Source organism: Mucilaginibacter sp. Bleaf8 (assembly GCF_018390515.1).
Taxonomy (GTDB): Bacteria; Bacteroidota; Bacteroidia; order Sphingobacteriales; family Sphingobacteriaceae; genus Mucilaginibacter.
Genome location: NZ_JAHBBK010000001.1, coordinates 977355 through 1004036, shown reverse-complemented (window position 1 = coordinate 1004036; position 26682 = coordinate 977355). Strand labels below are relative to the sequence as shown.

Annotated in this window: 23 protein-coding genes; 12 read left to right on the top strand and 11 right to left on the bottom strand. The window is 45.1% G+C overall.

The annotated features are described in order from the left end of the window. Positions 1-464 precede the first annotated feature (464 nt). Both KHS38_RS04505 and KHS38_RS04500 read left to right on the top strand, forming a co-directional pair. On the top strand, positions 465-3557 hold the full coding sequence (locus KHS38_RS04505; protein ID WP_213487314.1) for a SusC/RagA family TonB-linked outer membrane protein: 3093 nt from the start codon (positions 465-467) through the stop codon (positions 3555-3557). A 14-nt stretch (positions 3558-3571) separates the two neighbouring features. Then, positions 3572-5299, top strand: a complete 1728-nt coding sequence (locus tag KHS38_RS04500) for a RagB/SusD family nutrient uptake outer membrane protein (protein ID WP_213487313.1) — start codon at positions 3572-3574, stop codon at positions 5297-5299. 148 nt (positions 5300-5447) lie between these two features. On the opposite strand, the gene KHS38_RS04495 is transcribed toward KHS38_RS04500, so the two are convergent. The 5 genes from KHS38_RS04495 to KHS38_RS04475 form a co-directional block, all read right to left on the bottom strand. Continuing rightward, on the bottom strand, positions 5448-6677 hold the full coding sequence (locus KHS38_RS04495; protein ID WP_213487312.1) for a BamA/TamA family outer membrane protein: 1230 nt from the start codon (positions 6675-6677) through the stop codon (positions 5448-5450). Positions 6678-6781: 104 nt separating this feature from the next. Then, positions 6782-7354, bottom strand: a complete 573-nt coding sequence (locus tag KHS38_RS04490; protein ID WP_213487311.1) for an NUDIX domain-containing protein — start codon at positions 7352-7354, stop codon at positions 6782-6784. Positions 7355-7489: 135 nt separating this feature from the next. Next, on the bottom strand, positions 7490-7798 hold the full coding sequence (locus KHS38_RS04485) for a YMGG-like glycine zipper-containing protein (protein ID WP_213487310.1): 309 nt from the start codon (positions 7796-7798) through the stop codon (positions 7490-7492). A 159-nt stretch (positions 7799-7957) separates the two neighbouring features. Then, positions 7958-8695: a metallophosphoesterase family protein gene (locus KHS38_RS04480; protein ID WP_213487309.1), complete on the bottom strand. Its 738-nt coding sequence runs from the start codon at positions 8693-8695 to the stop codon at positions 7958-7960. A 9-nt stretch (positions 8696-8704) separates the two neighbouring features. Further along, positions 8705-9442 (bottom strand): nucleotidyltransferase, encoded by a 738-nt coding sequence (locus KHS38_RS04475; RefSeq protein WP_213487308.1) that lies wholly within the window; start codon positions 9440-9442, stop codon positions 8705-8707. A gap of 227 nt (positions 9443-9669) precedes the next feature. On the opposite strand from KHS38_RS04475, the gene KHS38_RS04470 reads away from it, so the two are divergent. Genes KHS38_RS04470 through KHS38_RS04460 form a run of 3 tightly spaced genes read left to right on the top strand, consistent with a single transcriptional unit; the run spans position 9670 to position 11110 of the window. Further along, positions 9670-10161 carry a hypothetical protein gene (locus tag KHS38_RS04470; protein ID WP_213487307.1) on the top strand — a complete coding sequence of 164 codons (492 nt, stop codon included), beginning with the start codon at positions 9670-9672 and terminating at the stop codon, positions 10159-10161. Positions 10162-10166: 5 nt separating this feature from the next. Then, a complete protein-coding gene (locus KHS38_RS04465; protein ID WP_213487306.1) occupies positions 10167-10619 on the top strand; it encodes a DUF421 domain-containing protein in 453 nt (150 codons plus the stop codon). A gap of 35 nt (positions 10620-10654) precedes the next feature. Further along, positions 10655-11110: a GreA/GreB family elongation factor gene (locus KHS38_RS04460; RefSeq protein ID WP_213487305.1), complete on the top strand. Its 456-nt coding sequence runs from the start codon at positions 10655-10657 to the stop codon at positions 11108-11110. 669 nt (positions 11111-11779) lie between these two features. On the opposite strand, the gene KHS38_RS04455 is transcribed toward KHS38_RS04460, so the two are convergent. After that, positions 11780-13648, bottom strand: a complete 1869-nt coding sequence (locus tag KHS38_RS04455) for an SPFH domain-containing protein (protein ID WP_213487304.1) — start codon at positions 13646-13648, stop codon at positions 11780-11782. Positions 13649-13895: 247 nt separating this feature from the next. On the opposite strand from KHS38_RS04455, the gene KHS38_RS04450 reads away from it, so the two are divergent. Together KHS38_RS04450 and KHS38_RS04445 are read left to right on the top strand one after the other, a co-directional pair. After that, entirely contained in the window at positions 13896-14387 is a 492-nt protein-coding gene (locus KHS38_RS04450) for a sigma-70 RNA polymerase sigma factor region 4 domain-containing protein (protein WP_213487303.1), read from the top strand. Next, positions 14359-14868, top strand: coding sequence for a hypothetical protein (locus KHS38_RS04445; RefSeq protein WP_213487302.1), 510 nt, complete (start codon positions 14359-14361; stop codon positions 14866-14868). The genes KHS38_RS04450 and KHS38_RS04445 overlap by 29 nt, the downstream gene beginning before the upstream one ends. A 60-nt stretch (positions 14869-14928) precedes the next feature. On the opposite strand, the gene KHS38_RS04440 is transcribed toward KHS38_RS04445, so the two are convergent. The 3 genes from KHS38_RS04440 to KHS38_RS04430 all read right to left on the bottom strand — a co-directional run bounded on the left by KHS38_RS04440 (position 14929) and on the right by KHS38_RS04430 (position 16982). Next, entirely contained in the window at positions 14929-15726 is a 798-nt protein-coding gene (locus KHS38_RS04440; RefSeq protein WP_213487301.1) for a TIGR00266 family protein, read from the bottom strand. Positions 15727-15803: 77 nt separating this feature from the next. Then, on the bottom strand, positions 15804-16574 hold the full coding sequence (locus KHS38_RS04435) for a peptidase associated/transthyretin-like domain-containing protein (RefSeq protein ID WP_213487300.1): 771 nt from the start codon (positions 16572-16574) through the stop codon (positions 15804-15806). Positions 16575-16730: 156 nt separating this feature from the next. Beyond that, on the bottom strand, positions 16731-16982 hold the full coding sequence (locus KHS38_RS04430; RefSeq protein ID WP_213487299.1) for a hypothetical protein: 252 nt from the start codon (positions 16980-16982) through the stop codon (positions 16731-16733). Between the two features lie 121 nt (positions 16983-17103). Here KHS38_RS04430 and KHS38_RS04425 point away from each other — a divergent pair, with 121 nt between their 5' ends. The 3 genes from KHS38_RS04425 (at position 17104) to KHS38_RS04415 (ending at position 20057) form a co-directional block, all read left to right on the top strand. After that, complete coding sequence (locus KHS38_RS04425) at positions 17104-17853, top strand: Mut7-C RNAse domain-containing protein (protein ID WP_213487298.1); 750 nt, start codon at positions 17104-17106, stop codon at positions 17851-17853. Positions 17854-17998: 145 nt separating this feature from the next. Further along, positions 17999-19249: a DUF2130 domain-containing protein gene (locus KHS38_RS04420; protein WP_249665272.1), complete on the top strand. Its 1251-nt coding sequence runs from the start codon at positions 17999-18001 to the stop codon at positions 19247-19249. A 79-nt stretch (positions 19250-19328) separates the two neighbouring features. Continuing rightward, complete coding sequence (locus KHS38_RS04415) at positions 19329-20057, top strand: DUF481 domain-containing protein (protein ID WP_213487297.1); 729 nt, start codon at positions 19329-19331, stop codon at positions 20055-20057. Positions 20058-20500: 443 nt separating this feature from the next. On the opposite strand, the gene KHS38_RS04410 is transcribed toward KHS38_RS04415, so the two are convergent. Continuing rightward, positions 20501-22567 carry a M13 family metallopeptidase gene (locus KHS38_RS04410; protein ID WP_213487296.1) on the bottom strand — a complete coding sequence of 689 codons (2067 nt, stop codon included), beginning with the start codon at positions 22565-22567 and terminating at the stop codon, positions 20501-20503. A 150-nt stretch (positions 22568-22717) separates the two neighbouring features. After that, positions 22718-23206, bottom strand: coding sequence for a hypothetical protein (locus tag KHS38_RS04405; RefSeq protein WP_213487295.1), 489 nt, complete (start codon positions 23204-23206; stop codon positions 22718-22720). Positions 23207-23292: 86 nt separating this feature from the next. Here KHS38_RS04405 and KHS38_RS04400 point away from each other — a divergent pair, with 86 nt between their 5' ends. Continuing rightward, positions 23293-23637: a hypothetical protein gene (locus KHS38_RS04400; RefSeq protein ID WP_213487294.1), complete on the top strand. Its 345-nt coding sequence runs from the start codon at positions 23293-23295 to the stop codon at positions 23635-23637. Between the two features lie 367 nt (positions 23638-24004). After that, positions 24005-26677: a valine--tRNA ligase gene (locus KHS38_RS04395; protein ID WP_213487293.1), complete on the top strand. Its 2673-nt coding sequence runs from the start codon at positions 24005-24007 to the stop codon at positions 26675-26677. The last annotated feature ends 5 nt before the right edge of the window (positions 26678-26682 follow it).

The window sequence follows — 26682 nt, the reverse complement described above, 5'->3', positions numbered from 1 at the left end:
TGCTAAAAATATAATTATTACCAAGCTCTGTTACAGACATTAAATTGAAGATTTAATTCTGTTAGATTATGTTCAAACGAAAACCTTGTAGTAATGGTAAGATGAAAACGCATCGTATACAGAATTTTAAATAATTATTTGCAATCGATTGCATTTTTATTTTTTCTTTCTACTTTAGCCTTTGAAACCAATTAGATACACTCTTTGAAATAAATGAAAAGGTAGGTGAGCGATTTACCATGCCTTTTACAAACAACCAAAGTTGATATAACCAATTTACTAAACTTAAAATTTACCATTATGCTCAGGTATTTACTTTATCTATTCAATCTGTGTGTGTTTAATTCACTTATGCAATCGATTTAATAAATTTTTGAGTAGCCGCGTGTACAGGAAAATGGTGAGAATCTAATATCTGCTCAACTTAAGCATCATACTAAACTTCAATTATAACTCAGAAAATTATGCAGAAAACTAAACTTAAACATTTTATTAAAGTGTTTATGATGGTCGGGTTGATGATTTGCCCGGTCATCGTATTTGCACAAAACCGGAAGGTAACCGGTAAGGTACTCGATGAAAAGGGACTTCCGCTGCCTGGTGCCACCGTGAGATTAAAAACTTCGGGTAAAAGCGTAGCTGCTAACGTAGAAGGTGCCTACTCGATAGAGGTACCTGCAAACGAAAATACGCTGGTTGTTTCTTTTGTGGGCTATCCAACCCAGGAGATTTTGATTAAGCCTGGCGTCAATGTTTATGATGTGCCGTTACGGCCAGATGCCAAAAGCCTTACCGAAGTAGTGGTAGTTGGCTACGGTACACAACGCAGATCGGACGTTACCGGTTCTATAGCATCAGTTAATGAAAAAGCTTTGCGCGAGGTTCCGGTATCTAACTTAGGGCAGGCACTGCAAGGCCGTGCGGCAGGTATCAGTGTAACCAATACCAGCTCACGCCCTGGCGATCCGGGCCGCATACGTATTCGGGGCGAGCGTTCGCTTACCTCGGGCGCTAACGATCCTTTGATTGTGGTTGATGGTATCATTTTTACCGGCAGCTTAAATGATATCAACCCAAATGATATCAAATCAATCGATGTATTGAAAGATGCTTCGGCTACAGCTATTTATGGTTCCCGTGGGTCTAACGGTGTTATCATTGTTACTACGCAGCGCGGCCGTACCGGCGAAACTACCATCAGTTATAATGGCTATTATGGCTTTGGCAACGTGATGAAAAAGTATCCGGTGTTAAACGGCGACGAGTTCCGTGCTTACCGCGATTTGGCAAACTCCGTTCCTGCAAATGGCTCTACAACACCGAATAATAACTTTTTCTATCTACCACAAGAGCAGCAGTCGATTGCAAACGGCACCAGTACCGACTGGCAGGATTTGCTCTATAAAACTGCCCGCCAGCAGGATCATCAGGTTACCGTTAGCGGTGGTACCGAGCAGGGCCAGTATTCTATAGGCGGTGGGTATTTTGACCAGACTACCGTAGTGCCGGGCCAGGAGTTTCAGCGTTATGCCTTGCGCGCCAGTGTGGATGCAAAAATAGGCAAGCGCATTAAGGTAGGTTTAAGCACCCAAAACACATTTACACAAAACGATGGCGAAAATGTAAATCTGATGTTTGGCGTGCTTAGTTTAAGTCCGCTTGTACCGGCTTACGATGCCAACGGTAATGTAATTGCTAAACCTGCTGCTCCGCGCGAGGATCAGTTTAGCCCGCTATTGGTAAACAACAGAGAGAACTGGGCACAGCGCCGCAAAAGGATTAGTACATTCAACAGCTTATATGGCGAGGTACAAATTTTAGAAGGCTTGAAATACCGTATCAATATCGGTGCACGTTACGTTCAGGATCAGTACGGCAGTTTCCAGGCACCGGTGTCAGCATTTAGTCCGGCAACGCAAACTTATAGCCAGGCCACTGTATCTAATAATTCGGGTTACGATTATACCATCGAAAACTTGCTGTACTACGATAAAACCATTGCCGAAAAGCATAAGATCAATGTTACTGCTTTATACAGCTTGCAAGAGCAACACGGCGAGGGCTCATACATTCAGGCACAAAACATCCTGGCCAATTATCTGCAATATAACAACCTTGGCCAGTCTGATCAGCCTTACATTGTTCCGGCATCCAACAACAACCAATATACGCAGCGCGATATCTTATCGTACATGCTGCGGGTTAATTATAATTTCAACGAGCGTTTTTTGTTAACCTTAACCGGTCGTGCGGATGGTTCGTCAGTATTGGCTCCGGGAAAGAAATGGAACTACTATCCGGCAGTATCAGCTGGTTGGAACATTACCAACGAGAGCTTCATGAAAAGCCAGACCTATATCAGCAACTTAAAGCTGCGTGCAGGTTGGGGGCAAACATCTAACCAGGCCATTAACCCTTATGCTACATTGGGTTTGATCAGTCAAAATTACTACAACAGCGGTACAGCCGGGCAATACGGTTATTACCTGAGCAACCTAACCAACCCTAACCTGGGATGGGAGTATAGCAAAACCATCAACGCCGGTATTGATTTCGGTTTTTGGGACAACCGCTTGACCGGTTCAATTGACTTATATCGCCAGCGTACCTTTGATATCCTGCTGCCGCAACAGTTGCCGGCAACTACCGGTGTACCGGGCAGCTTTTTGAACAATATTGGCCGTACAGAAAATAAAGGTATTGAGATCAGCCTTTCGGCGCAGGTGCTGCAAAAGAAAGATGGTTTTAACTGGGGCGTTGACGTTAACTGGTTCCTGAACAGAAATAAAATTTTGGCACTGCAAAATGGTGTAACGCAGGATGTGGCCAACGGCTGGTTTGTTGGTCAGCCTATTGATGTGGCTTACGATAATAAAAAGCTGGGCATATGGCAAACTAACGAAGCCGCAGAGGCCGCTTTATATAACCAAAAGCCAGGCCAGATCAAAGCGCTCGACCTGAACGGCGACCGCAAAATTGATGCGAACGACCGTACGCTTATCGGAAACTATCAGGCCAGATTTGAAGGTGGTATTACCAACCGGTTTACTTACAAAAACTTCGACCTGTCGGTTGTAGCCAATGGCCGTTATGGCGGTTTATTGTATAGCGCTGTTTATAACCCGCAAAGCTATTTTTATACCATCAACGGTCGTCATAACGTACCGAAAGTAAACTATTGGACGCCAAGCAATCCAACCAATGATTTCCCGATGCCGGATGCAACGCAGGGCGACTTGCCTCAGATTGCACCATCATCATTAGCTTACTTTGATGCCAGCTATCTGCACATTCGCAGCATTAACTTCGGCTATACTTTTACCGATAAACTGATAAGAAAAATAGGCGGTAAATCACTCCGCGTATATGCTACCTGCAACAACGTTGGCTACTTGTTTTCGCCCTACATGCGAATGGGCGGCGTTAGTCCCGAGCCAAACCGTTCGGGCGGCGGAACCGAGGGTGCCGGTATTGCGGTGCAAGGCCGCCAGCTAACTGTGGGTGTGGACGTGCCGCCGGTTCGTACGTTCATTTTCGGTGTAAATGTTAGATATTAATTCAGAAACCAATTATGAAATCAATCAATAAAATATTAGCACTGCTTGTTGTGGCCGGAACGCTGACGGCAGGTTGTTCAAAAAAGCTTGAAGAAAATCCGCGATCAATACTTACCCCGGATTACTTAAAAACTGCAGCCGGCATCAACTATAGTTTAACTGCCGCCTACTCTGGTTTACGTTTTCAATTTGGCCCGGAGGGTGCGCTGGCTATCACGGTTCCCGGTACGGATGAATTTACCACCGGCGATGCTGCGAACAGCGAAACCATACAGCTGAATACCTACGCCATCCGGTCGGATAACGGGCAGCTGTTAACGCCCTGGAATAATGATTTTGTATACATCAACACCTGTAATGGCGTAGTTCAATATGCCCAGGCATCCACCGAACTTACCGACGCACAAAAGAACCAGGTTATTGCCGAAGCAAAGTATATAAGGGCCTTGTATTATTTTCTGCTGGTACAATCGTACGGTGGTGTGCCGCTTGATTTAGGCGCCGGGCCGCTGGGTTTCAATACAGTTCCTTCAACGGTATCCAAGCGCAACACAGTGTATGAGGTTTATGCTGCTATTATTGCAGATTTAACGGATGCCATATCTAAAATGCCGGACGCACGTCCGTCAGACGTTGCAAAAGCCAGCAAGGCTGCTGCATTGCATTTATTGTCAAAAGTGTACTTAACCCGTGCATGGTCCGAAAAGAAAGGTATTACCGGAAGTACTACTACCGCACAGGCCGATTTTCAGTTAGCCTATAACACCGCCAAGCAACTGGTTGATAATCCATCGCAATATGGTGCCAGCCTGTTCAATGATTTTGCCAATGTGAATAAGCCAGGCAACGAGAACACCGGCGAGAACCTGTTTGCCGTACAGCACACCCTGAACGATCAGTTCAATGAATCGAACACCAATGCACCGGCAAGCGGATTGAAAGAGAACCGTGCCTGCTTTTTGTTTACGCCCAATTATGAGGCACAAAGTGTAAATGGTGTTATTCCGGTTGTTAGGAGCGTGCTGTATCAGCGTCCGTGGCGTAGGTTCAGGCCTACCGGGTATCTGCTAAATACTGCCTTTGGTAACCGTACCAGCGATTCACGTTATGACAAGACCTTCCGTACGCTTTGGCTGTGCAATACCAGCGTAAAAGGCTTTAACATTGGCGATACGGCTTTGTACATGCCAGGCCGCGAGGTATTGGCCGAATTAAGAGCAGCCAAAAAGTACCGCATCTATGCACCGAGCGATTACACCAACCAGATGTATCCGCATATGATGAAATTTGACGACCCTAACCGCACGGCTGCCAACAACGCCTCAACGCGTCCGTTCATTGTAGCCAAGCTATCCGAAACTTACCTTATTGCGGCCGAGGCTGCGTTTGAGTTAGGTAATACAGGCGATGCTGCAAAGTATATCAACGTGATCAGGCAGCGTGCGGCCTACAGGGCATCAAACTCGGCTGATCAAAACACAGCAGCCGTTACGGCCATGACCATACAGCCAAGCCAGGTAACGTTGGATTTAATTTTGGATGAGCGTGCGCGTGAGTTGTGCGGCGAACAGTTACGATGGTTTGATTTAACCCGCACAGGTTTGCTAACCACACGCGTAAAAGCATACAACAACGATGGCGCAACTAATGTGAAGGAAACCCACATGCTACGCCCAATTCCACAAACCCAATTGGATTTGTTGTCAGACAAAACAGGATTTCCGCAGAATCCAGGATATTAACTGATGTACGAAATCATTGAAAAGGCCGCTTGCATGCAAGCGGCCTTTTTTGTTGAATTGCAGGCTTTGGGATAAGAGATACCTTCGATAAATCAAGTCCAAATAATCGATATACTAAATGTTATTACCGAGAGAAGAGACGAACAGCTTAAAAAGCTTCGCCCAGGTTTAAGCGGATGGATGAGAATCCTTTGCTGAAGCCATAATCAATAGCCATATTTGTGTTGGATGACTTGTTGAACTTGATGCGCAAACCGGCACCACCTGCTGGGTGAAAATACTTGAACTTGTTGTTTTCAGGCTCTGTAACCGAAGTGGTATTGGCAAATAAAACGAAGCCCAGTAAGCCATCGCGCGTTATGCCCCGGCGGTATTCCGTTTCAAAGTATACGAGGCGCGACCCGCGGTAGCGGTTTTGAGGTACGCCACGGCCTGAGCGATTATATACATCCCACCCAATGCTGGGCAAACTTAAATAGGGGGTACCGCGGTCAAATGTTGACCAGTAGTAGCTCCAAAAGGCCAGCGTATTTTGTACCGGACTATGGCCCAACGATACATATTTCCTTACATCTGCATATATGGAGTGCCAGGTACGGTTACTACCCAACAGCGGTGTGTTGTAGCGGTAAATAAAGTTGGCATAACATCCCGGCAACGGGTTGAGCGAGTTGTTGCGTGTATCGTACAAAATATTGAGCGTTGCTCCTGACGAGAAAGAGTTTTGGCCGGGAGCTGTGCCTATTGGGTAGCCCGATAAATCTGGCAAAGTAGTTTGCTCTTCATTCGTATTAATGGCAATGTGGTAATCCATCGCGTAGCCTACACCAACCAAAAAGTATGGTTTTATACGGCGCAGCACACTTTGGTATAAGCGGATGTACTTATAATCCACCCGCATTTTATTTTCATTGGGCTGATCGCCGCCAAGGCCCCAGGTATCTTGCGGGTAAACCATCAGGCGGGTATCGCCGGTTATGAACCATTTATTGTCCCTTAGCCAGATGCTTGATCTTAAAGGCAATCCATAGCGCCCCTGAAAGTTGAAGTATGGTGTAAAACTAACGCTGGACAGGTTGGTAGTTTCATGATCGCCCAAGTAAAAACCGGCCGTGGTAGAGGTAATAAATGCCTTGCCGCCACCCGGAACACTGGTAGCTGTGGGTAAAAACGAAAAGTAAACTTTGGAATCAGCAGGACCCATACTGGTTGATGGCTTTGCACGTGGTTTAAATACCGTTTTAAACACATCAATCAAGTCACGCTGGGGTACCGAATCTCTTTTAAATCCCGATCCAAACCCGCCCTCGTCCTGTGCAAGGGCACCTAATGGCAACAGTCCAAATAAAAGCAGCGCAAGTCGTAAATTTTTACCCATCAATTAAATTATGCTTTACACTACTTTAGCGTAATACGGTTGTTTAATCCAAACATTACTACGCAAGGGAACTTATTTTGTTTACATTGATTTGACAATTGTAATTAACAAAATAAAAAGTAATGTTGCAATAGCATAATTGTTTTTGCATCCCTGAATTCCTGATTTTTTAACATTTGCCTGGCCTGTTCAAAATCAAGTTCTATCAATTCAATATTTTCCCCTTCTTCTTCCAAACCACCGCCTTTGCTTTTTTGCAAGGATGGGTTGTAGGCGGCTAAATAAAGATGTATATATTCGGTAATGCCGCCGGCCGAAGTGTAGGCTGCTGCTATTTTCTTGACGTCGGTTATTTCATATCCTGTTTCTTCAAAAGCTTCCCGTATAGCAGTTTCTTCCGGTGTTTCGCCCTCATCGATAAGGCCGGCACAAACTTCAACCAGATAACCGGTATCGCTGCCGTTCAGGTAGGCCGGTAGCCTGAATTGCTTGGTCAGCAAAAACTTGCTGCGTTCTGTATCATATAGTAATATGCCCACTGCATCGGGCCGGAAGTATACCTCGGCCTTTAGACTTTGCATTTTATTATCGGCATCCGGCTTTTGGTATGTGAAGTATTTAAGCGGAAACTTGCGCTCTGATAACGTTTCGCGGTTGGTAATTTGTATCTCGGCCATGGTGTAATCCTGTTTTGTTAATTAGGCAACAGGTTTCAATAGCCTCGTGTTTTAACGTATGCAATTTTGTAAAAAAGGAAAGGCCTGAAACTATAATTCCAGGCCTTTCCTTTTTAAGAGCTATAAAGATTCTGATTAATATTTACGACGGCTGTAATAAGTGCTGCGTTTGTGGGTACGATAGTAAGCACGTTGTCTTTTAGCTTTGTTACGACGATGCTCGTTACCAATAATGTAACCACCACCAGCACCAATAGCACCACCAATCAGGGCTCCTTTAACGCCTTTGCCAATCAAACCACCGGCTACAGCACCACCTGCACCCCCAATTAAGGCGCCTTTGGCCTGATCGCTCATGCCTCTTTTGCGTTGTGCGTTGGTATAAGTAGTGCTTGATAGTAAAACTGTTATAATCAAGCTAAATAACAAAATGGTCTTTTTCATAGGTGTTCCAATTTATATTATAATAGATAAGATGCGAATATTTAACCATGGTTTAACGGAGTATGTAACATACGTATTACAAAAAGTGTTTCAATAGGTAATAGCATTTTGTATTACCTGTTGCTGTTACTTACTACCTGCAGTTGTATGGCTTGACAATTACACTTCGAGCAAATAGAACGGGCAGGCATAACCAGCCTTTACCAATATGGGCTTTGCCACATTAAATATCCGGATGTTGCCATTTAAAATACCTTCAAGCGTACCGGCATGTGCATGGCCATGAAAAGCCGCAATTACATTGTTGCGAATAAGTGGTTCCGCCAGGCGCGATGACCCCAGGAAAGGGAATATCTCTTCGGGCTCGCCAACCACTGTAGCTTTAATAGGCGCATAGTGTAATACCGCAATTTTTTTAGTTACCTGATGTTCGCCATCCAGTTTGTTCAGCGCGCGCTCCAGGTGCAGGGCTTCATCAACGGCTTCCTGCACAAATGCTTTGTTGGCATCTTCGCCAAACATGGTAAGCAGGTAGCGGTCAAACCCACCGCCAAAGCCTTTTACGCCGGCAAAGCCCACATCGCCAATTACCAGCGCTTCGCCATCCAGTATATGTACGTTTTGGTTTTGCAGCGTTTGCCTAATCAGTTTATGGCGGCCTTTCTCATAATCGTGGTTACCCAGCACGCAAATTACCGGTATGGTACAGGCTCTTAATTCTTCGGCCAGTATTTTAGCTTCGTCCTCATCACCAGTATCGGTCAGGTCGCCGCATATCAGCAGCACATCTGCCTTTGTTGATATCTCCCGAAAATAATCCACCCATTTGCCATGATCGGTTTCTTTGACATGGATGTCGCCTACTGCAGCTATACGGGTTATTTTTTTCTCGTCCATTACTAAAAATTAAACGGTTTTAATGGTGTACGATTTATAGTCCCAATCTTTAATATCCACACTGTATTGTGTCTGGTCAATCATCGGGCCGCGGCAAACCTTTTCGGTTGCTGCTGGTAAATCCAGTTGTTCGTGTGCACGGCGCAGCAATTCATCATAAACCCAACGCGGCACTTTCTGCTGATAATCGGCCGGATATACAAACTGGAAAGACATTAACTGTGCCAGAAGCAGTTGCCAGTGCTGGTCCATACGAAACATCAGCTGGTTCCAGTCCAGGTTGTCACCATACTGCACCAGCAGGTGATTAATATCGGCGCCATCATAACGTTCGCGGTTTTGTACGTATATTTTGCTCCAAATCAATTCTTCGGGCGGTAGTAATTTTACGTCTTTTTCAAAAAAGCTGGCATCCACGGCACGTTCAAACCAGCTATCGTCAACCGTACAAATGTTATTTACGGTGTCAAATATCAGGTCAATAAAATACTCGCCTTTAAATATTTTAGCCAGCCAGCGGGCATCCGTAAACTGCGTTTCATAGCCGCGGTCGCTAAAGTATTTCATAATCCGCGGACAATCTGACGATTTGCAGTAAACGTCCAGATCCTTGGTTTCGCGGTAAATGCCGCTGTAATGAAATATGGCAAAGGCGCCGCCCAGCATAAAAGGAATTTCACTTTCTTCCAGCAACACCAATGCTTCCTGGTAAAATGCATACGCATTCTTATCGTCGTTAATACTCATAAAATACAGGTTATATAGATAAAGCAGTGGGTGCAGGCAGTTGCACACATCGGGCTATATTTTCCTAATAACTAAGATTTGCTTAATCTGTTTTTAACATTTGTAAGCAGTAGTTTGCAAACGTATTTAAAGCGCCTGAACGATGGTTAAACATATAAATGCCTAAACAACTGTATAGTTAATGGGTTACTTATTAAATAATTGCTGATTCGCTTAACGTATTGTAAATGAAAAACAATGGGGCCGAGCCTGTATCGGGTACGGATATGGAGATAGATGAGGAGGTGAAGTTTACCCAAACCAGCTGGCGGCTGCAAAAGGTAGCTTGGGTAGCCATGTTTGTGCTGATAGCCATTGTTTGCACCGGCTTGTTTGGTGATGGCATGCTAAGCGATACCACCGGTAATAAACAGAACGTAAACATTAAGTATGAACGTTACCTGCGCTACCAGGCCGAAAAAATGGTGCTCATATCAGCCAAAGAAAATATACACACCATAACCATCAGCCAGTCGCTAGTTGATAATTTTAAAATCACCGAGTTTGTTCCGCAGCCCGAAAGCTCCTATGTGCAGGACGGGCACCGGGTGTATGTGTACAAGCCCGAAAAAAATCTGAGAGTACTGCTTTACATTATTCCCATGAAAGCAGGCCATGCCGAAGGGGACATCATTATTAACAACGTAGCCTTTCACCCCAAATTTTTCATCTATCCCTGATCGTTATGGATTTAGTTATCAGAGCAGCTTTCATGTACCTTTTTTTGCTGGTTATTGTGCGTGTAATTGGCAAGCGCACTATGGCGCAAACCAGTACTTTTGATTTTGTGCTGCTGCTTACCATAAGCCAGGTTACAGAACAGGCGCTGGTAGGTATGGATTATTCGCTTACAGGCGCTACTATACTTATAATCGTGTTTGTTACGGTCAATATCGTTTTTTCGATCATCAAACAACGGTTCCATTTTTTTTCTAAGATGGTGGAAGGTACGCCGCTCATTTTAGTTGATAATGGCGAGCCGCTGCCTGTTCGCATGCGGCAATCGCAGGTGGATTTGGAAGATGTGATGTATGCTGCACGCTCCATACACGGGCTGGAAAAGCTGGCGCAGATTAAATACGCCGTGCTCGAAAAAGATGGCACCATATCCATTATTCCTAAAAGCAAAGAGGAGTGACAGGCTTAGCCAATTTAATATCTTTGCAGGCTGATATGACCAACAATTTAAAGAAAGAATTGCATCACCTGTGTGTTGACCTTATACAACAACGTATTGACGCGGCCCGACAAGCCATTGAAGCCGCACAGCAGGCCGCAAAAGACGACACCAAAAGCAGTGCCGGCGATAAGTACGAAACCGGCCGCGAAATGATGCAACAGGAAACCAACCGCAACATGGCGCAGCTAACCGAAGCCAATAAATTGCTGGTTACGCTAAACCAGGTGAGCATCAACGGCCATTCTGCCCAGGCTGAAGCGGGTAGTGTGGTGGTTACGGATAGCGGTAGGTTTTACATTTCGGTAAGTGTAGGCACGTTTATACACGAAGGTCAAACCTATTTTGCTATATCACCCGGCTCGCCCATTGGTCAAAAAATGAAAGGATGTAAAGTGGGCGATGAGTTTAGTTTGAATGGTAAGGGGTATAAGGTGTTGGAGGTGATTTGAGATTATTAGCATTTTATGTTAATTAGTGCTGTTGAACTCCTGTTCTCTGCTTCGTTAGGATAGGTAGATGTCTATACCACAGCCTGTGGACGTCACTTTCTTTTTTACCGCAAAAAAGAAAGTAACCAAAGAAAAAGCTCCCGGGCGCACCTTCTTTCTACTCAAGCTGGTACTTCAACTTAATTAAAAGCTACCGAAAGAAGCTGAATGCCGATTTTTTTGAGGGCTTGTTTTGGCAGTGCGTTATCTTTCTTTTACTATTCATCATTTATCATAGATAATGCTTCCCACTTGTCCTTGCGAGGTACGAAGCAATCTCTCAGGACAGGTAAAGGGCTCAAGAAACAAAGAGATTGCCACGCTATCGCTCGTAATGACATGGGATCTTTGGATAGTATTATGAAACCTTATTTAAAAGAGCGCGGGGCTGCCAAAAAAGCGGGCCAGGGAGTTTGGCCTGTGCGGATGAACGCATTTTTTTGGCTAGGCCTTTTGGTTACTTTGTGGCTATGACAAAGTAACTGGCCTCCGCGGCCAAGAGCGGACGAAGAAAGTAAATCATCACAACAAAAAGTTCAAACGCATAAAAGCAATCTAATAAACGCAGAATATACGCCAAAAAAAAAGCGCACCTGCAACCAGATGCGCTTTCCATGAATTAAAAGTTATCTATTCCTCTCTACTATTCTCCTTCTGTAACTTCTTAAACATTTCACTACCAATCAAGGCATCAATCATGCCGCCATTGCCGCCGTCTTTGCCACTAACCAGAATTTCGGGAACCAGTTTAACGCCGTTGCTGGCCAGCGCTTCGGCTACGCGAACAATGGCATATTGCTCGGTACCCATGGCTTCAGTTTTTTGCTTGGTTACTTCAGCTTCGGCCAAACCGATGGCTTTAATCTTGCCTGCTTCGGCACTACCGTTTACCTCAGTAGCTTCGGCATCGGCTTTAGCTATGATAGTTTTAGCTTCAGCATCGGCACGGGCGTTAATGGTGCGGTTCTCGGCATCGGCACGGGCATTGATGGTTCTGGATTCTGCATCGCCTTTGGCTGCAGCCACTTTAGCGGCCGACATTTGCGTGTTGATCTCCACCTGCCGGGTTGATTTTACCACCTCGGGCTGCATATCGGCACCGGCTTTGGCGCTTTCAAACTCCTTACGCTCCAGTTGTGCGCTACGCTGTATTTCATAAGTATGGCGTTCCTCTTCGGCCAGTTTACGGTCGGTCATCGTTTTCATCAATGCTTCGGGCGGAACAATGTCGCCAATCAGGGTATCAACACCTACCACGTTATAATCGGCCAGCACCTGGCTAATGTGCCCCTTGGCATCGTCCTGCCGTTGCGAACGGTTGGTCAGGAAACCAATCACATCACTCTTTTGTGCGGCGTTGCGGAAGTAGTTGGCGATGGTAGGTTCCAGTACCTGCGATACCAGATTTTTCATCTTACCAAAGCGTGCAATCACTTTAGGCGCCTCATTGCGTGGCACGTGAATGATTTGGGCTACATCCAGGTTAAATGTAAATCCGTCAGACGAACGTACACTGATGGTGCTCAGGTTTTTATCAAGTTCATGCGCCTCGCTGCGGCTGTTGGCCCAGTTAAGTACAATGTTGGTGGTAGGTACCACTTCAACGCCATGCGTATAAATATTAACAGGATGCTTACCTGGGTCCAGAGGCTCAGACCATACACCTTTTTGCGGCTTTTGCACAATGTTACCATGTTTAAAGGCATCGCCGCTGGTATCGGTACCCTCGGGGCCTACAAAGGAGTTTACTACACCTACATAGCCAATTGGAATATGCATCATATCTACCTGTTCCACTATTACAAACCATGGGTTCAGGTAATAGGTACCGGCCAATATCACATCCTCTTGCAAGCCTTTTTTGCCGCCGGCATGTATAAAGGCCATCGGGTCCTGATAGTTGCGATGACCGGCTACTGAGCCGCCTGCAATTTCACCTTTATCTAAAGGCTCACCATCTAAAGTGGTTACAATGCCCACTTTGTTTTCATGTATCTGGGTGATGGGTACTTTCTCTATCTCAAATAAAAAGGTATTGATACGATAACTACCCGGCGTTAGAAATGCCGCCTGCGGACCTTTCTGGCCTTTAGTTTCCAGAAATGCCTCGGCATCCTGAAACTTATCACATTCTACCGGGCGACCCAGCACGCGGCCGGTATCCAGCGCAGCACCATCCTTGGCCTTAACCAGCCCAAGTTTATTTTGCTCGATGATGGTAAACGGTTCCATGATAATGCCGTACTGCCACGGCCACATGCGCCAGTAAAGGCCGGGAGCAAGGGGTTTTGCCTGCATACCTGCTTCGCCTTTAGTGGCAATGATACGACCATCGGGCAGGCGCTTGTCGCCATACAGGGTAAACTTTTTAATAACCAAACCAATACGGTCATCCGGAACGATAACCATACCAAAAAATACACGAAGTACAGATTTGTACATTACGAGCGCCACCATAACGGGTAGCACCCACCACAGTTTAAAAATTAAATCAGCCATTGTTTTGTTGGATTGTTTTAAAAGGGGCCCTTAAGGTTCGGGCTCTGGACGTTGCTTATGGCATTATTGTAGTACCTCGGCCATATAAGCAACATTTAGATTTAGATGCTCATGCTTTGTTACAGGTATTTTTAAGTATTTTTTAAATTATTGATATACAATAGTTTATTTTTGTATTTAACTGCTGGTATCTGTGCAATTGTAATTGTTGGTTATATTTGTTAGCGTAATCATCAATATTTCCCCTGTGGAGTTAAGAGTTGAGAATCAGAAAGTACTAACCGCAAACGACGTCACGGCTACCAGGGCGCTGTATGACCGTTATGGTAATTTACTGCTGGGCTACATTACTAAAGTGGTAAACGACCGGAAACTTGCCGAAGAGTATCTGGTAGATATTTTTAAAGAGATACCGTTCCGCTTAAGCGAATTTTCGCAGAACCAGGGCAACGCCTGGCTGCGTTTACAAATGATAGCCAAACAAAAGCTGGCAGGCTGTGCCCGGGCACAGCAGGAGCATGCTTTAACAAACAGCATAAAAGCCACCGGCCGCGGCGACGAGTTTTTGAGCCTGATGAATGAGCAGCAACGTTTTGTGTTTTGCGGCATCTATTATTACCAGCAGCCCGTAAGCTGGCTGGCCCAGGAGTTGGGCACCACTGCTAACGATATTAGAAAAATATTAAGAGAGGCTTTTAAAGTAATCAGGAATGGAAAATCATATACAGAACTTTATTGAAAGCGGCTTGCTGGAAGCTTACGTTACCGGATCAGCATCTGAGGCGGAAGAGAAGGAGGTGCTGTATATGAAAAACAGCTATCCGCAGGTAAAGCAGGCACTTAATGAGCTGGAAATTGATCTGGAGAAGATAGCCCAGCATATGGCCATAGCACCGCCACCCACATTATGGAATCGCATTGAATCTGATTTCAATGAAATAACGATAGCCCCACCGCAAACCCCGGCCAAAATAAACCGTGATGAGCGCCGCGAGCAGAGCAACGAAAGCAAGGAGCCTAAGTATATAGAGGTGGAGGGCGAAAGCACCCATATGCGTATACACAAAAGTTGGAAGTGGGTATTTGCTGCGGTGTTTGTACTGGGTAAAATATTTTTAGGCTTTGCTATTTACTTTTATCTGGAAAACCGCCAGGCGCAACAAAATATCCAGGAATTAAGACAAGAGATACGTGAAATTAAACGTATGAACAGTAAGTAGTAATAGATGGAGGTTAATAGCCGGTTATCAGCTATTAACCTCCATCTGTAAATTATAAGATTAACGGCCGTCGCCATCCAGTAAATTACCCAGGCCGCCTAATATACTTCCTTCTTCCTTACGGCCGCCTGGTGATGCATAAGTTAAAATGCGGCTGGCCAAACGGCTCACCGGTAGTGTTTGTATCCAAACTTTACCCGGCCCGCGCAGGGTAGCAAAAAACACCCCCTCACCGCCGAACAGTTTGTTACGTATGCCGCCAATAAATTCAATATCAAACTGCACGCCTGCGGTGTAACCCACCAAACATCCGGTATCAATTTTAACAAATTCGCCGTGTAGCAATTCGCGCTCGAATACGTGGCCGCCGGCATGCATAAAGGCCATACCATCGCCCTCTAAACGTTCCATAATAAAGCCCTCGCCACCAAACAAACCGGTGCCCAGCCTGCGTTGAAATTCTATATTGATGGCTACGCCTTTGGCTGCACATAAAAAGGCATCCTTTTGGCATATTACCGTACCGCCCAGTTGCTGCAAATTCAATGGGATAATTTTACCGGGATAGGGAGATGCAAAGCTTACCCGTCTTTTGCCGTGGCTAATGTTGGTAAAGGCCGTCATAAACAGGCTTTCGCCGGTAAGCAGGCGCTTGCCCGCGCTAAAGAGCTGGCTCATAAGGCCACCGCCACCCTGCTGCTGGCTGCCGTCGCCAAATATGGTTTGCATTTGTATGCCGTCATCCATCATCATAAACGCGCCCGATTCGGCAATGGCGGTTTCATTAGGGTCAAGCTCAACTTCTACGTACTGCATCTCCTCGCCAAAAATGCGGTAGTCTATTTCGTGGTTTCTCATGTATTGTGTTTTAGGTGTTGCCAATTTAACAATAGACTGCCTGTTTTTTGATTTGTTACAGTAGCAGGCGACTGATTTTATAGCTGGCGGGTAGTGGTTTTAGTGAAGCTTTTGTAGCAGTCTTTTACATACATAATTAGGTCGTACTGCGTCATGCTCTTTAGTTTCTGTGTGGTTGGCCTGTAAAGGGTCATGAATTGTTGCAACGAGTCGCCTTGTAAACCTGTTGCCCGGTTTACAAGTTGCTTAGAGAAGGTGCGGTCAAGGTAGTTGCTTTCTTCATCTTTCAATATCGTTTTTTGCAGCCGTGACGTTTCACTTTTCTTTTTTGAAAATAAGTTGAGTAATGACAGCGCATTGAAACTCACCATGGTGGTGGTATTATTGGGTGCGGTGAGGTTATCATATGGCGTATATTGATAGGGATTGCGTGTAATAAAACCTTCTTTTAGTATCGATGCTTTTTGCGCTAGTACGGATGAAAATTCCCGGCGCGTTTTCAAAGAATCGAGCGTAGCGTTGTGCTTGCCCGTAACGGTTACCGGCTGCAAAATGATAGAGGCCCTGTCCAGATAGAATTTAATCGTATCGCCTGGCGATCTGAAATGCAAAACCGACTGGTAAGGTTTGTAGCCCTTGCCGGTAATGTATACCGTATCACCTGCATGCGCCGTGGTTAAATGAAAGTAACCTGCGCCATTGGTACCCACTGTTTGGTAGCCGGTAGCTATACGGGCGCCTGCAACCGGTAGCTTGGTGTTTCGGTCAATCACCATACCGCTTATTGACTGTGCGCAAACCCGGGCTGTGAAAAACACAAGGACGATGACAATAGTAATCAGCTTCATGGCAAATAGATGGCTTAGATTAGGCTTTTGCTAATTTACAACTAAAAGGCATTAAGCTTCATCATTTAACTTTTATTAACACACTTGTTTAACAAATAAAAGCGGCATTACTTTAATTCGTAATGCCGCTTTTATTTTCATGCAATGGAGGTTCTTTTATACACCCTCAGAACCACTTAAGTGATTGTAGCGTGCAACCGGATGCAGGGCTTTGCCAATGGCATCCAAAAATTCGGGGTTGATGTCGGCATCATCCATCACATTCCATTGGCCGTTTTTCTCAACCATTACAAACGAATCTTTATCGGGCGATAATATGCGCCAGCCTTGTTCGCCGTTATAATCTTCTGGTTGTGCATCCAGTTCTATATCTGTATGAGTTGCCGGTTCTTTTACTGTAATTATCATAGCTCAATGTATTTAAGATGTACTTGGAATAACACCCTATAAATGCATTGGTTTATAAAAATTTCCTTTTGGTTAAATTTGGCTTAACAATTTGCATCCGTTGGGTGTTGCTATAGTGTATATGGAACACAAAGCTAATTTTACTTTCAAAGGAAGTTTAGGAGATATTTTGCCGATAACCGTTACCCCCTGCCAACATGATTATTATTTCAACGGCAAGCCATCCGTTAAAGATGCTATTGAGGCCATGGGCATTCCGCACACCGAGGTAGATGTGGTTTTGGTGAATGGCAACGCTGTTGATTTTCAATACCTGCTGCAAAACCATGACACGATAGAAGCCTATCCGCATGGTTCATCCTTATCCTCAAATTACAGCATAAGTGGTAGTGCGCCCGTGCAAAATGGTTTTATTGTAGATGCCCATTTGGGTACATTGGCGCGTATGCTACGACTGTTAGGCTTTGATGCCTGGTATGATAACCGCTATACCGAAGCCGTGATTGCGCCATTGGCCGCGTCCGAAAACCGTATTGTGTTAACCCGTAGCGCACATTTGTTAAAACACAAAGACATTAAATGGGGGCATTACATCTGCTCCCCGAACACCGAAGAACAGATAGGGGATGTAATGAGCAGGTTTGACCTGAGCCGGAACCTGCAGCCCTTTAAACGCTGTATGGTATGCAATGGCTTGTTGCAGCCGGTGCCGAAGCAGCAGGTGGCACACCAGCTGCAGCCAAAAACCCGCGAGTATTTCAATGAATTCTGGCAGTGCGACCATTGCTGGCGGGTGTACTGGAAAGGTTCGCATTATGAAAAAATGCTTTTGCTGATTGATAAGTTAAGGAATGTGCACGCAGGTGAATAGCCATTGATGTGTCAGACGGATGGTGCTGTTGTGGATAAAATGCTAAAACGTGTGTAAAACCTTTGCTAATATTTTTAACAAAATACCTTTACCTTTAAGGCGGTATAAAAATTTTGGTTAAAGTAATTTACCAGCAAGCAAAAGTATGGCTACAGAGGTTAAGTGTCCGAGTTGTAATCATCCCTTCCCGATTGAGGAAGTGATGACCGAAGAGTATAAGAAACAACTTCGCCTGCAAATGCAGCAGTTTAAGCAGCAAAAAGAGGAAGAAGCCCGCAAGAAGGAAGAAGAGTTCAGTGCTCTGCAGCGCAAGCAGCAGCAGCAGTTTGAGCAGCGCTTGTCTGAAGAAAAGCGGCAGCTGCAACTGGCCATGGAGCAAACCCTTCGCCAGTCCATCGCATCCGATTATGAAACCAAGATGCAGCTGCTGCAAAACTCGGTTGAAGAATCGAAAGAAAAGCTGCGCCAGTCGCGCGAGAAAGAAATGGCCTTTTTGCAAAAGGAGCAGCAATTAAAGCAGCGCGAAGAAGAACTGGAGCTGATTACCCAACGCAAACTGCAGGAACAACGCCTGGAACTGGCCGAGCAGATACGCAAGCAGGAGGTGGAAAAATTCTCTATGCGCGATACCGAATACCAGCTAAAGGTTAAAGAGCTTGAAAAGCAACTCGAAGACCAGAAAAAGCTGGCCGATGAAATGAAGCGCAAAGCCGAGCAAGGCTCCATGCAATTACAAGGCGAGGTGCAGGAACTGATGCTGGAAGAAATATTGCGCAGCTATTTTCCATTTGATTTGGTTGGCGAGGTAGGCAAGGGCATACGCGGTGCCGACTGTATACAAACCGTGCGCAACCAGTACGGGCAGGAATGCGGCCGAATTATTTATGAAAGCAAACGTACCAAAGAGTTTGGCGGCGACTGGATAGAAAAGCTTAAAAAAGATATGCGCCACATTGGCGCCGATACGGCTGTTATTGTAACGCAATGCTACCCGAAAGGGATGGATTGCTTTGGTGAAAAAGATGGCGTTTGGATCTGCTCTTTTGAGGAGGTAAAAGCCGTATCATTTGTACTGCGCGATTGTATCATCAAAACATCCGCTATTATGCGCGCCCAGGAAAACAGGGGCGATAAAATGCACCTGCTGTATGATTATTTGATGAGCAACGAATTTGGCGAACAATGGAAGGCTTTGCGCGAAGGTTTTATGAGCATGCGTTTATCTATCCAACGCGAGCGCGATGCCATGGAGAAGCTTTGGAAAACCCGCGAAAAGCAACTGGAAAAAGCCCTTATCAGTGCAGCACACATCAAAGGGTCTATTGAAGGCATTGCCGGCAGCGACAATATACAACTGAGCCTTACTGATGATGAAGATATGATTATGCTTAGCTAAACATTGGCCTGTTTGGCGGATAAATAAAAACAATGCAGGGCAGTTATTTGTCGGTATGAGGCAACCTCAACGGTTATCTATGCACAAAATTCTTGTTTTCATCCTGCTATTTAGCTGCTCGTTAACAGCTTCGGCTCAGTTTAGCGATACTACCCAATACCACGCGGTGTTTAATGGTACCGGTACTGTAAACCGAACTAAAGACGGTAACTCTTACCTGCTCAACAATGCTTTGGGCTTCGGTATGAAGAAAAAAAGCATTCTGCTGAATTTGAACAATAGCTGGATATACGGCCGCAACAACAGCGACTTAACCAATAACGATTATTCCACCTCGCTCGATTTTAACCTCTACCGCACCCTGCCGCATTTTTATTACTGGGGGCTGGCCAATTACAATACCAGCTTTTCGCTCAAAATTAATAACCAGCTATTGGCGGGTGGGGGTATTGCTTACAGTATTTATGACCGCCCCGAGGCCTACCTGAACATTAGCGACGGTGTTTTATATGATTTAAGCGATTTGTATGTGAATGATCAGCGTATCGATTATCATACCTACCGTAACTCTTTGCGCTTGCAGTTCAGGTTCATTATCAGAAAAAATGTATCTGTGGATGGGGGCGCTTTCTGGCAACCCTCCTTAACCCGCCGCAATGATACGAACCTGCGATCTACATTGAACCTCGGCTTTAAGTTAAGCAACTGGCTTAGCCTAACCAGTTCACTGGCCTACAACCGCATTTCGGTAACGGATAGCGAAAATTTGCTGTTGACTTATGGTTTGAAGTTAGAGCGGTGGTTTTGATAGCGCTTAATTCTCCTTATTGCTGCGCTTATGCAAAAGCAAAAAGGTCATTGCCACAGCACAGGGCTGATCTGTGCCGCTCGCCTTTTACCCAGAGCTGGAGATGACTGGAAGTTGGTAGAGTCAGGAAGCAAGAGCCAAGAAACAAGAACATCTCCTCGCTCTCCGCACCTCAAGCCTCATTCCTCAAACGAGCGTAGGGCTGCTTTCGCACCCGGCCGGGTGCAGGCTCTGTAGCGTTGGCAGGGATTGCGAAAGCTAGGCCTTTTGCTTACTTTGTGGCTATGACAAAGTAAGTAGCCTCCGCGGCAATGAGCGGACTGCAGAGCATTGAAAGCACTGACGATAGTAAAGAAAAGTAGAACCGCTATGTTATAGCTTATACAAAAAAGAGAGCGCTTGGCTAATCAACCAGGCGCTCTCTTTTTATCTCACCACCTTAATTACCAGATCTTAATCCGGTCTTCAGGTTTTTTGTACATTTTATCGCCGGCTTGTACGTTGAACGCTTTGTACCAAGCATCCACATTCACAACCGGTCCGTTGGTGCGGAAACGGCCTGGCGAGTGCGGGTCAGTTTTGATTTGCTGTGCAGTAGCCTCGGGGCGTTGCAGGCCTCTCCAAATCTGTGCAAACGACAGGAAGAAACGCTGATCAGGCGTGAAGCCATCAATCTTGGTATTTGACTTTCCTTCTTTGGTTTTCTTGAACGCTTCGTAGGCAATGTTGATGCCGCCTAAGTCGGCCAGGTTTTCACCTAAGGTTAAGCGACCGTTTACGTGCATGGTATCCACAGCAGTAAAGCCGTTGTACTGGTTTACTACCATATCCGCACGGCTTTTAAACTTGTCGGCATCTTCTTTTTTCCACCAATCGCGCAGGGTGCCATCAGCATCATACTGGCGACCCTGGTCGTCAAAACCGTGGGTCATTTCGTGGCCAATTACAGCACCGATACCGCCATAGTTCACCGCATCGTCCGCAGCAAAATCATAGAACGGGAACTGTAAAATACCAGCCGGGAACACAATCTCGTTGTTTACCGGGTTATAGTAAGCATTTACCGTAGGTGGCGTCATGCCCCATTCGGTTTTGTCAACCGGTTTACCCAGTCGGTTAATCATATCATTATAACCCCAGGCAGACACACGTCTGATATTACCAAAGTAATCGTTGCGGTCAATGTTTAAACCTGCATAGGTTTCCCATTTTTCGGTGTAGCCAATTTTAACGGTAAAGGCATTCAGCTTTTTGGTTGCACGGGCTTTGGTTTCGGGCGTCATCCAATCCAAACGCTGAATGCGCTCGCCCAAAGCAGTTCTTAAGTTGGCTACCAAGCCTTCCATATAAGTTTTGGCGGCAGGCTTAAAGTATTGTTCTACATAAAGCTGGCCTAATAATTCGCCTACGGCACCATCAACAAACATGGCACTGCGCTCGTTACGAGGTGTTTGTACTTTTTGGCCGCTTAATACACTGCTGTATTTAAACTGAGCCTGTACAAACGGTGAACTTAAAGAACCCGCCGAGTTACGCAGAATACCCCATTTTAGGTAGGTTTTCCAATCTTCAATCGGCGTAGCTACCAGTAAGGCATCCGCCGATTTATAGAAATCAGGCTGGCCAACCAATACGGTATCCTGGCCGTTTACTTTCAGCTTAGGTAATAATTGTACCCAGTTTAAGTGGGGGGTGGTTTTACTAAAATCGGCAACGGTGAACTTGTTGTAAGTTTTGTTTGGATCGCGCATGGCCACACGGCTCATTTGTGCCTGAGCCAGTTTACTTTCTATACCGAAAATGGTTGACGCATTTTTTGCAGCCTCTTCGGGCGAGCTACCGGTTAGGGTAAACAGATCGGTAATATATTGTTTGTAAGCAGCCTGTATACGCTGGGTACGCGCATCGTTATTCAAGTAGTAATCACGATCAGGCAAACTGGTACCGCCCTGGCCAAAGCTAACAATGTATTTGCTTACATTTTTAGAATCCTGGCGAACACCGAAACTGAATAGCGGACTGCCAATGGCGTTCGAGCGTTCGTAAACAATCTCGTTTACTACCGCATCAACGTTATTAATGGCATCAATGCGTTGCAAATCGGCTTTGATAGGGTTGTAGCCTAAGCGTTCGATGGTTACAGTGTCCATGGCACTGGCATACAAATCGCCCACCCGTTGTTTTATACTGCCTTTTGGCTGCGTGGCCGAAGTTTTGCTCACCTCATTCACTATACCTACAATTTGTTGCTTATTGTTGTCGCGCAGCATGATAAAACTGCCCCAGCTGGTTTCTTTAGCAGGGATGGTGTTTTTTTTAATCCAGCCACCATTGGCATACTCAAAAAAGTCGTCGCCGGGTTTTACTGACAGATCCATGTTGGCCGGATCTATGAATTTTTTAGACGGTGCGGGTTTGGCTTTCCCCGGTTTACCGCCATCAGCAGCCCAAGCACTGGCCGAAATGCAAACGGCAGCGGCAAGCATCCAATTTCCTAAATTTGATTTCATTTAATAGTTTAAATAATGATGGCTTAAAATAACCATTTTAAAATGATTGTTAGGAAATTGTAAGGCTTTTTTTACAGGGAGGGAGATCTTCAATAATTGCTAGAATTTGCTATCATAATTATAGTCATCTGCTGTGTGAAGCTATAATAATTATTCGATTCTATTCCAATCTATTGTTTCATGGTCATCAAAATAGCTAGCAATCGTTCTTATGTTATGTAATTTCGGGGTGTTTTTAAACCCTAATGCTCTCAAATAACTAAGATACGCTCGGTAGCTTCCAAAACCCTTCTCCAAATGTTGTTTTGGGATGATAACATACCATGCCTCTTTTACATCATTTCCATGAAGGATTGTATTAGTGCTATATAACAGAATTGTTCCATTTACTATACCAGCCATTTGAATGTTAAGTATTCCAGTATCTCCGTCTATTCCTTCTAAATTCATAATCCATCCGTATCTATCGTCTGATTTGATGGCTTCATAAGGTTTGATAAACGGTATGCGGGCAGAGTCCCATTCGCCACCATCAGTATAAAAGCTGTCCAGATTTTTATTTTTCTTTGTATTGCAGGCAATAGCAAGCATAGCAATGGTAAGTAGTAACCAGCAGACCAAGGACGTATGAATTTTCATTATGATTAAGGTGTTTAATTTGTTGAAGATAACATTAAACCTGTACCTTTCACCACCGTCAAACCCAAACCAATCTACAACCTAACATGAAAAAGATATTTAAAACATTCATTCTTGCTTTGGTGGCAGCCGTTATAACTTCATGCGCTGTTATGAAAGCCAATATGTCGCAGGTGAGCATAGGCATGAGTAAAGATGAAGTTAGGCAAGCGCTAAAAATTAAGCCTGACAATGTAATCTCTGCCGAGCGCTTACCTGGCACTAATAATCTGCTGGAAATTATACAATACACGATGTATGAAAACGGTACAGGTTTAAGGCAGTACTGTTTATACTTTTTAAATGGTAAGCTCGACAGATGGAACCGTTTAGAACCCGAGGTTGCGCCAACAACGGTAGTGCCGGTTGCTGTGCCGGCACATGGGCGTTAAGAAGCGTGTAGCTTAGGTTACAAAAGCTTTCTTTTATTAATGTAGCTGTGAGTGTTAACAACTAATTGGTACTGACAAGATCGTGTCACGAGTATAAATACCTGTACCAAACTGTACCGGGTGTTCCAAAGTGTACCACTTTTTATGAACGGCGTTTGCAGCTTGCAAATGCCGTTTTTGCTGTACCAAAGTGTACCACCTGTTCCGGGGTGTACCGGTTTGTTCCGCTTTGTACCACTTTCAAAAGTGGTACACCTATGGGGTTAAAGCAGCTTCGGTACGGTGGTATAGCACGGATTAGTTTGAGAAATAAACAAAAGCGGGCAAGCCCTTCACTATTAAGGGCAAAACATTATTTTTGTGGGCTATGAGTATTTCAAAAACCTATCAGTTTAACGAAGTTGAAGATAAATGGTACAGCTACTGGCTGGCACACAAGTTTTTCAAATCTGTGCCCGATGAGCGCGAACCGTACACGATAGTCATTCCTCCACCCAATGTAACCGGCGTGTTGCACATGGGCCATATGTTGAATAATACCATTCAGGACGTACTGATACGCCGTGCCCGCATGAAAGGCAAAAATGCCTGCTGGGTACCCGGCACCGACCATGCCAGCATTGCCACCGAAGCCAAAGTGGTAAATATGCTCAAAGAGCGCGGCATCAATAAAAAAGAGCTTACCCGCGAAGAGTTTTTAAACTACGCCTGGGAGTGGAAAGAGAAATACGGCGGCATTATCCTGGAGCAGCTTAAAAAGTTAGGCGCTTCCTGCGATTGGGACCGCACCCGCTTTACTATGGATCCTGAACTGTCGGAAGCGGTTATAGATACCTTTATACACCTGTACAAAAAGGGCTGGATTTACCGCGGCGTGCGCATGGTAAACTGGGACCCCAAGGGTTTAACAGCCGTGTCAGACGAAGAAGTAATCCGTAAAGAAGTTAACCAGAAACTTTACTATATACGCTATGCTTTAGCTGTGAGCGAAGCGGAAGGTGAGAAGAGTGTTGAAGATACCGCTCCTAATGCCTCGCACTCCGCACACCATCTCATCATTGCCACTACCCGTCCGGAAACCATTATGGCCGATAGTGCCGTGTGTATCAATCCGAACGACGAGCGTTATACACACTTGCACGGTAAAAAAGTATTTGTGCCCATAATTAACCGCGAAATACCGGTGATATTGGACGAGTATGTAACCATGGATTTTGGTACCGGTTGCCTTAAAGTTACACCGGCACACGATTTGAACGATTATGAACTGGGCCAGAAACATAACCTGCCGGTAATTGATATCTTAAACGATGACGGCTCTCTGAACGAAAATGCGCAGATACTGGTAGGCGAGGATCGCTTTGCCGCCCGTAAAAAGATTGCCGTAATGCTGGAAGAAGCCGGCGCGCTGGAGAAGGTAGAGGAGTACAAATCGCAGGTAGGTTTTTCTGAACGTACAGACGCGGTGATTGAGCCCAAACTATCTATGCAGTGGTTTTGCAAAATGCAGGAGATGGCTAAACCGGCACTGGATTACGTGCTGAACGGTGAGGTAAAACTGATACCAGAAAAGTTTATCAATACCTACCGCCACTGGATGGAAAACGTGCGCGACTGGAACATTAGTCGCCAGTTGTGGTGGGGCCAGCAAATTCCTGCCTGGTACAACGAGAAAGGCCAGTGGGTAGTAGCCAAAACCCAGGCCGAAGCCGAGGCAGAATTCCAGGCACAAGGCCAGGATGCTACCGGTATTTACCAGGACCCTGACGTGGTGGATACCTGGTTTTCATCATGGTTGTGGCCTATATCGGTTTTTGATGGATTTAAAGATCCTGATAATGCCGATATCAACTACTACTATCCAACCAATGATCTGGTAACAGCGCCTGAGATTTTATTCTTTTGGGTTGCCCGTATGATTATGGCCGGCCATGAGTTTAAAGGTGAGGCACCATTTAAAAACGTTTATCTGACCGGTATTGTGCGTGATAAGCTTGGCCGTAAAATGTCCAAACAATTAGGTAATTCACCTGATCCGATTGATTTGATTAAACAATTCGGTGCGGATGGGGTACGTGTGGGTATGCTGATGTGTTCTCCCGCAGGTAACGATTTAATGTTTGATGAGAGCTACTGCGAACAGGGACGCAACTTTGCCAATAAAATATGGAACGCATTCAGGCTGGTTAAAGGTTGGGAAGTAAGCGATAGTTTGGAGTTTGCGAATGCACCAGCCGTTGAGTGGTTTAAAAATCGTTTTAACCAGGCATTGGCCGAAATTGAGGAAAACTTTAACCAATATCGTTTATCAGATGCAATTATGGCTGTCTATAAACTCGTTTGGGACGATTTCTGCGCCTGGTATCTTGAGATGGTTAAACCGGCCTATCAGCAGCCGATAGATAAGCAAACCTATGAGGCAACGATTACATTTTTTGAACAAATATTGAAAGTGTTGCATCCGTTTATGCCGTTTATTACCGAAGAGTTATGGCATGATGAGGTGTTTGGCAACCGCACCGAGCAAGACTGCTGTATTGTAGCACAGTTACCAGTTATTGAGCAAATTAATACACAGTTGTTGGCGGAGTTCGAAGGCATCAAGCAACTGATTACCGAAATTCGTAACACGCGTAACAGTAAACAAATATCGCCTAAAGAGGCATTGAGCTTATTTGTGAAGCTTAATAACAGCACCGATTACAAAGCCTATTTACCGGTTATAACCAAGTTGGGTAATATCAGCGAGTTTAATGAAACTGCTGATAAAATAGCTGGTGCTGCTAACTTCATTGTGTCAGGGAATGAGTTTTTTATTCCGTTGGAGGGCAATGTAGATGCAGAAGCGGAGCGTACAAGGTTGCAAAAAGAAAAAGAATACCTGGAAGGATTCCTGAAATCGGTAAATGCAAAGCTGAGTAACGAGCGATTTGTTAATAACGCCAAACCGGAGATTATCGAAAACGAGCGCAAAAAGAAAGCGGATGCCGAAGCCAAAATTAAAATCATAGATGATAATTTGGATCTTTTGGCAGATTAATTGCA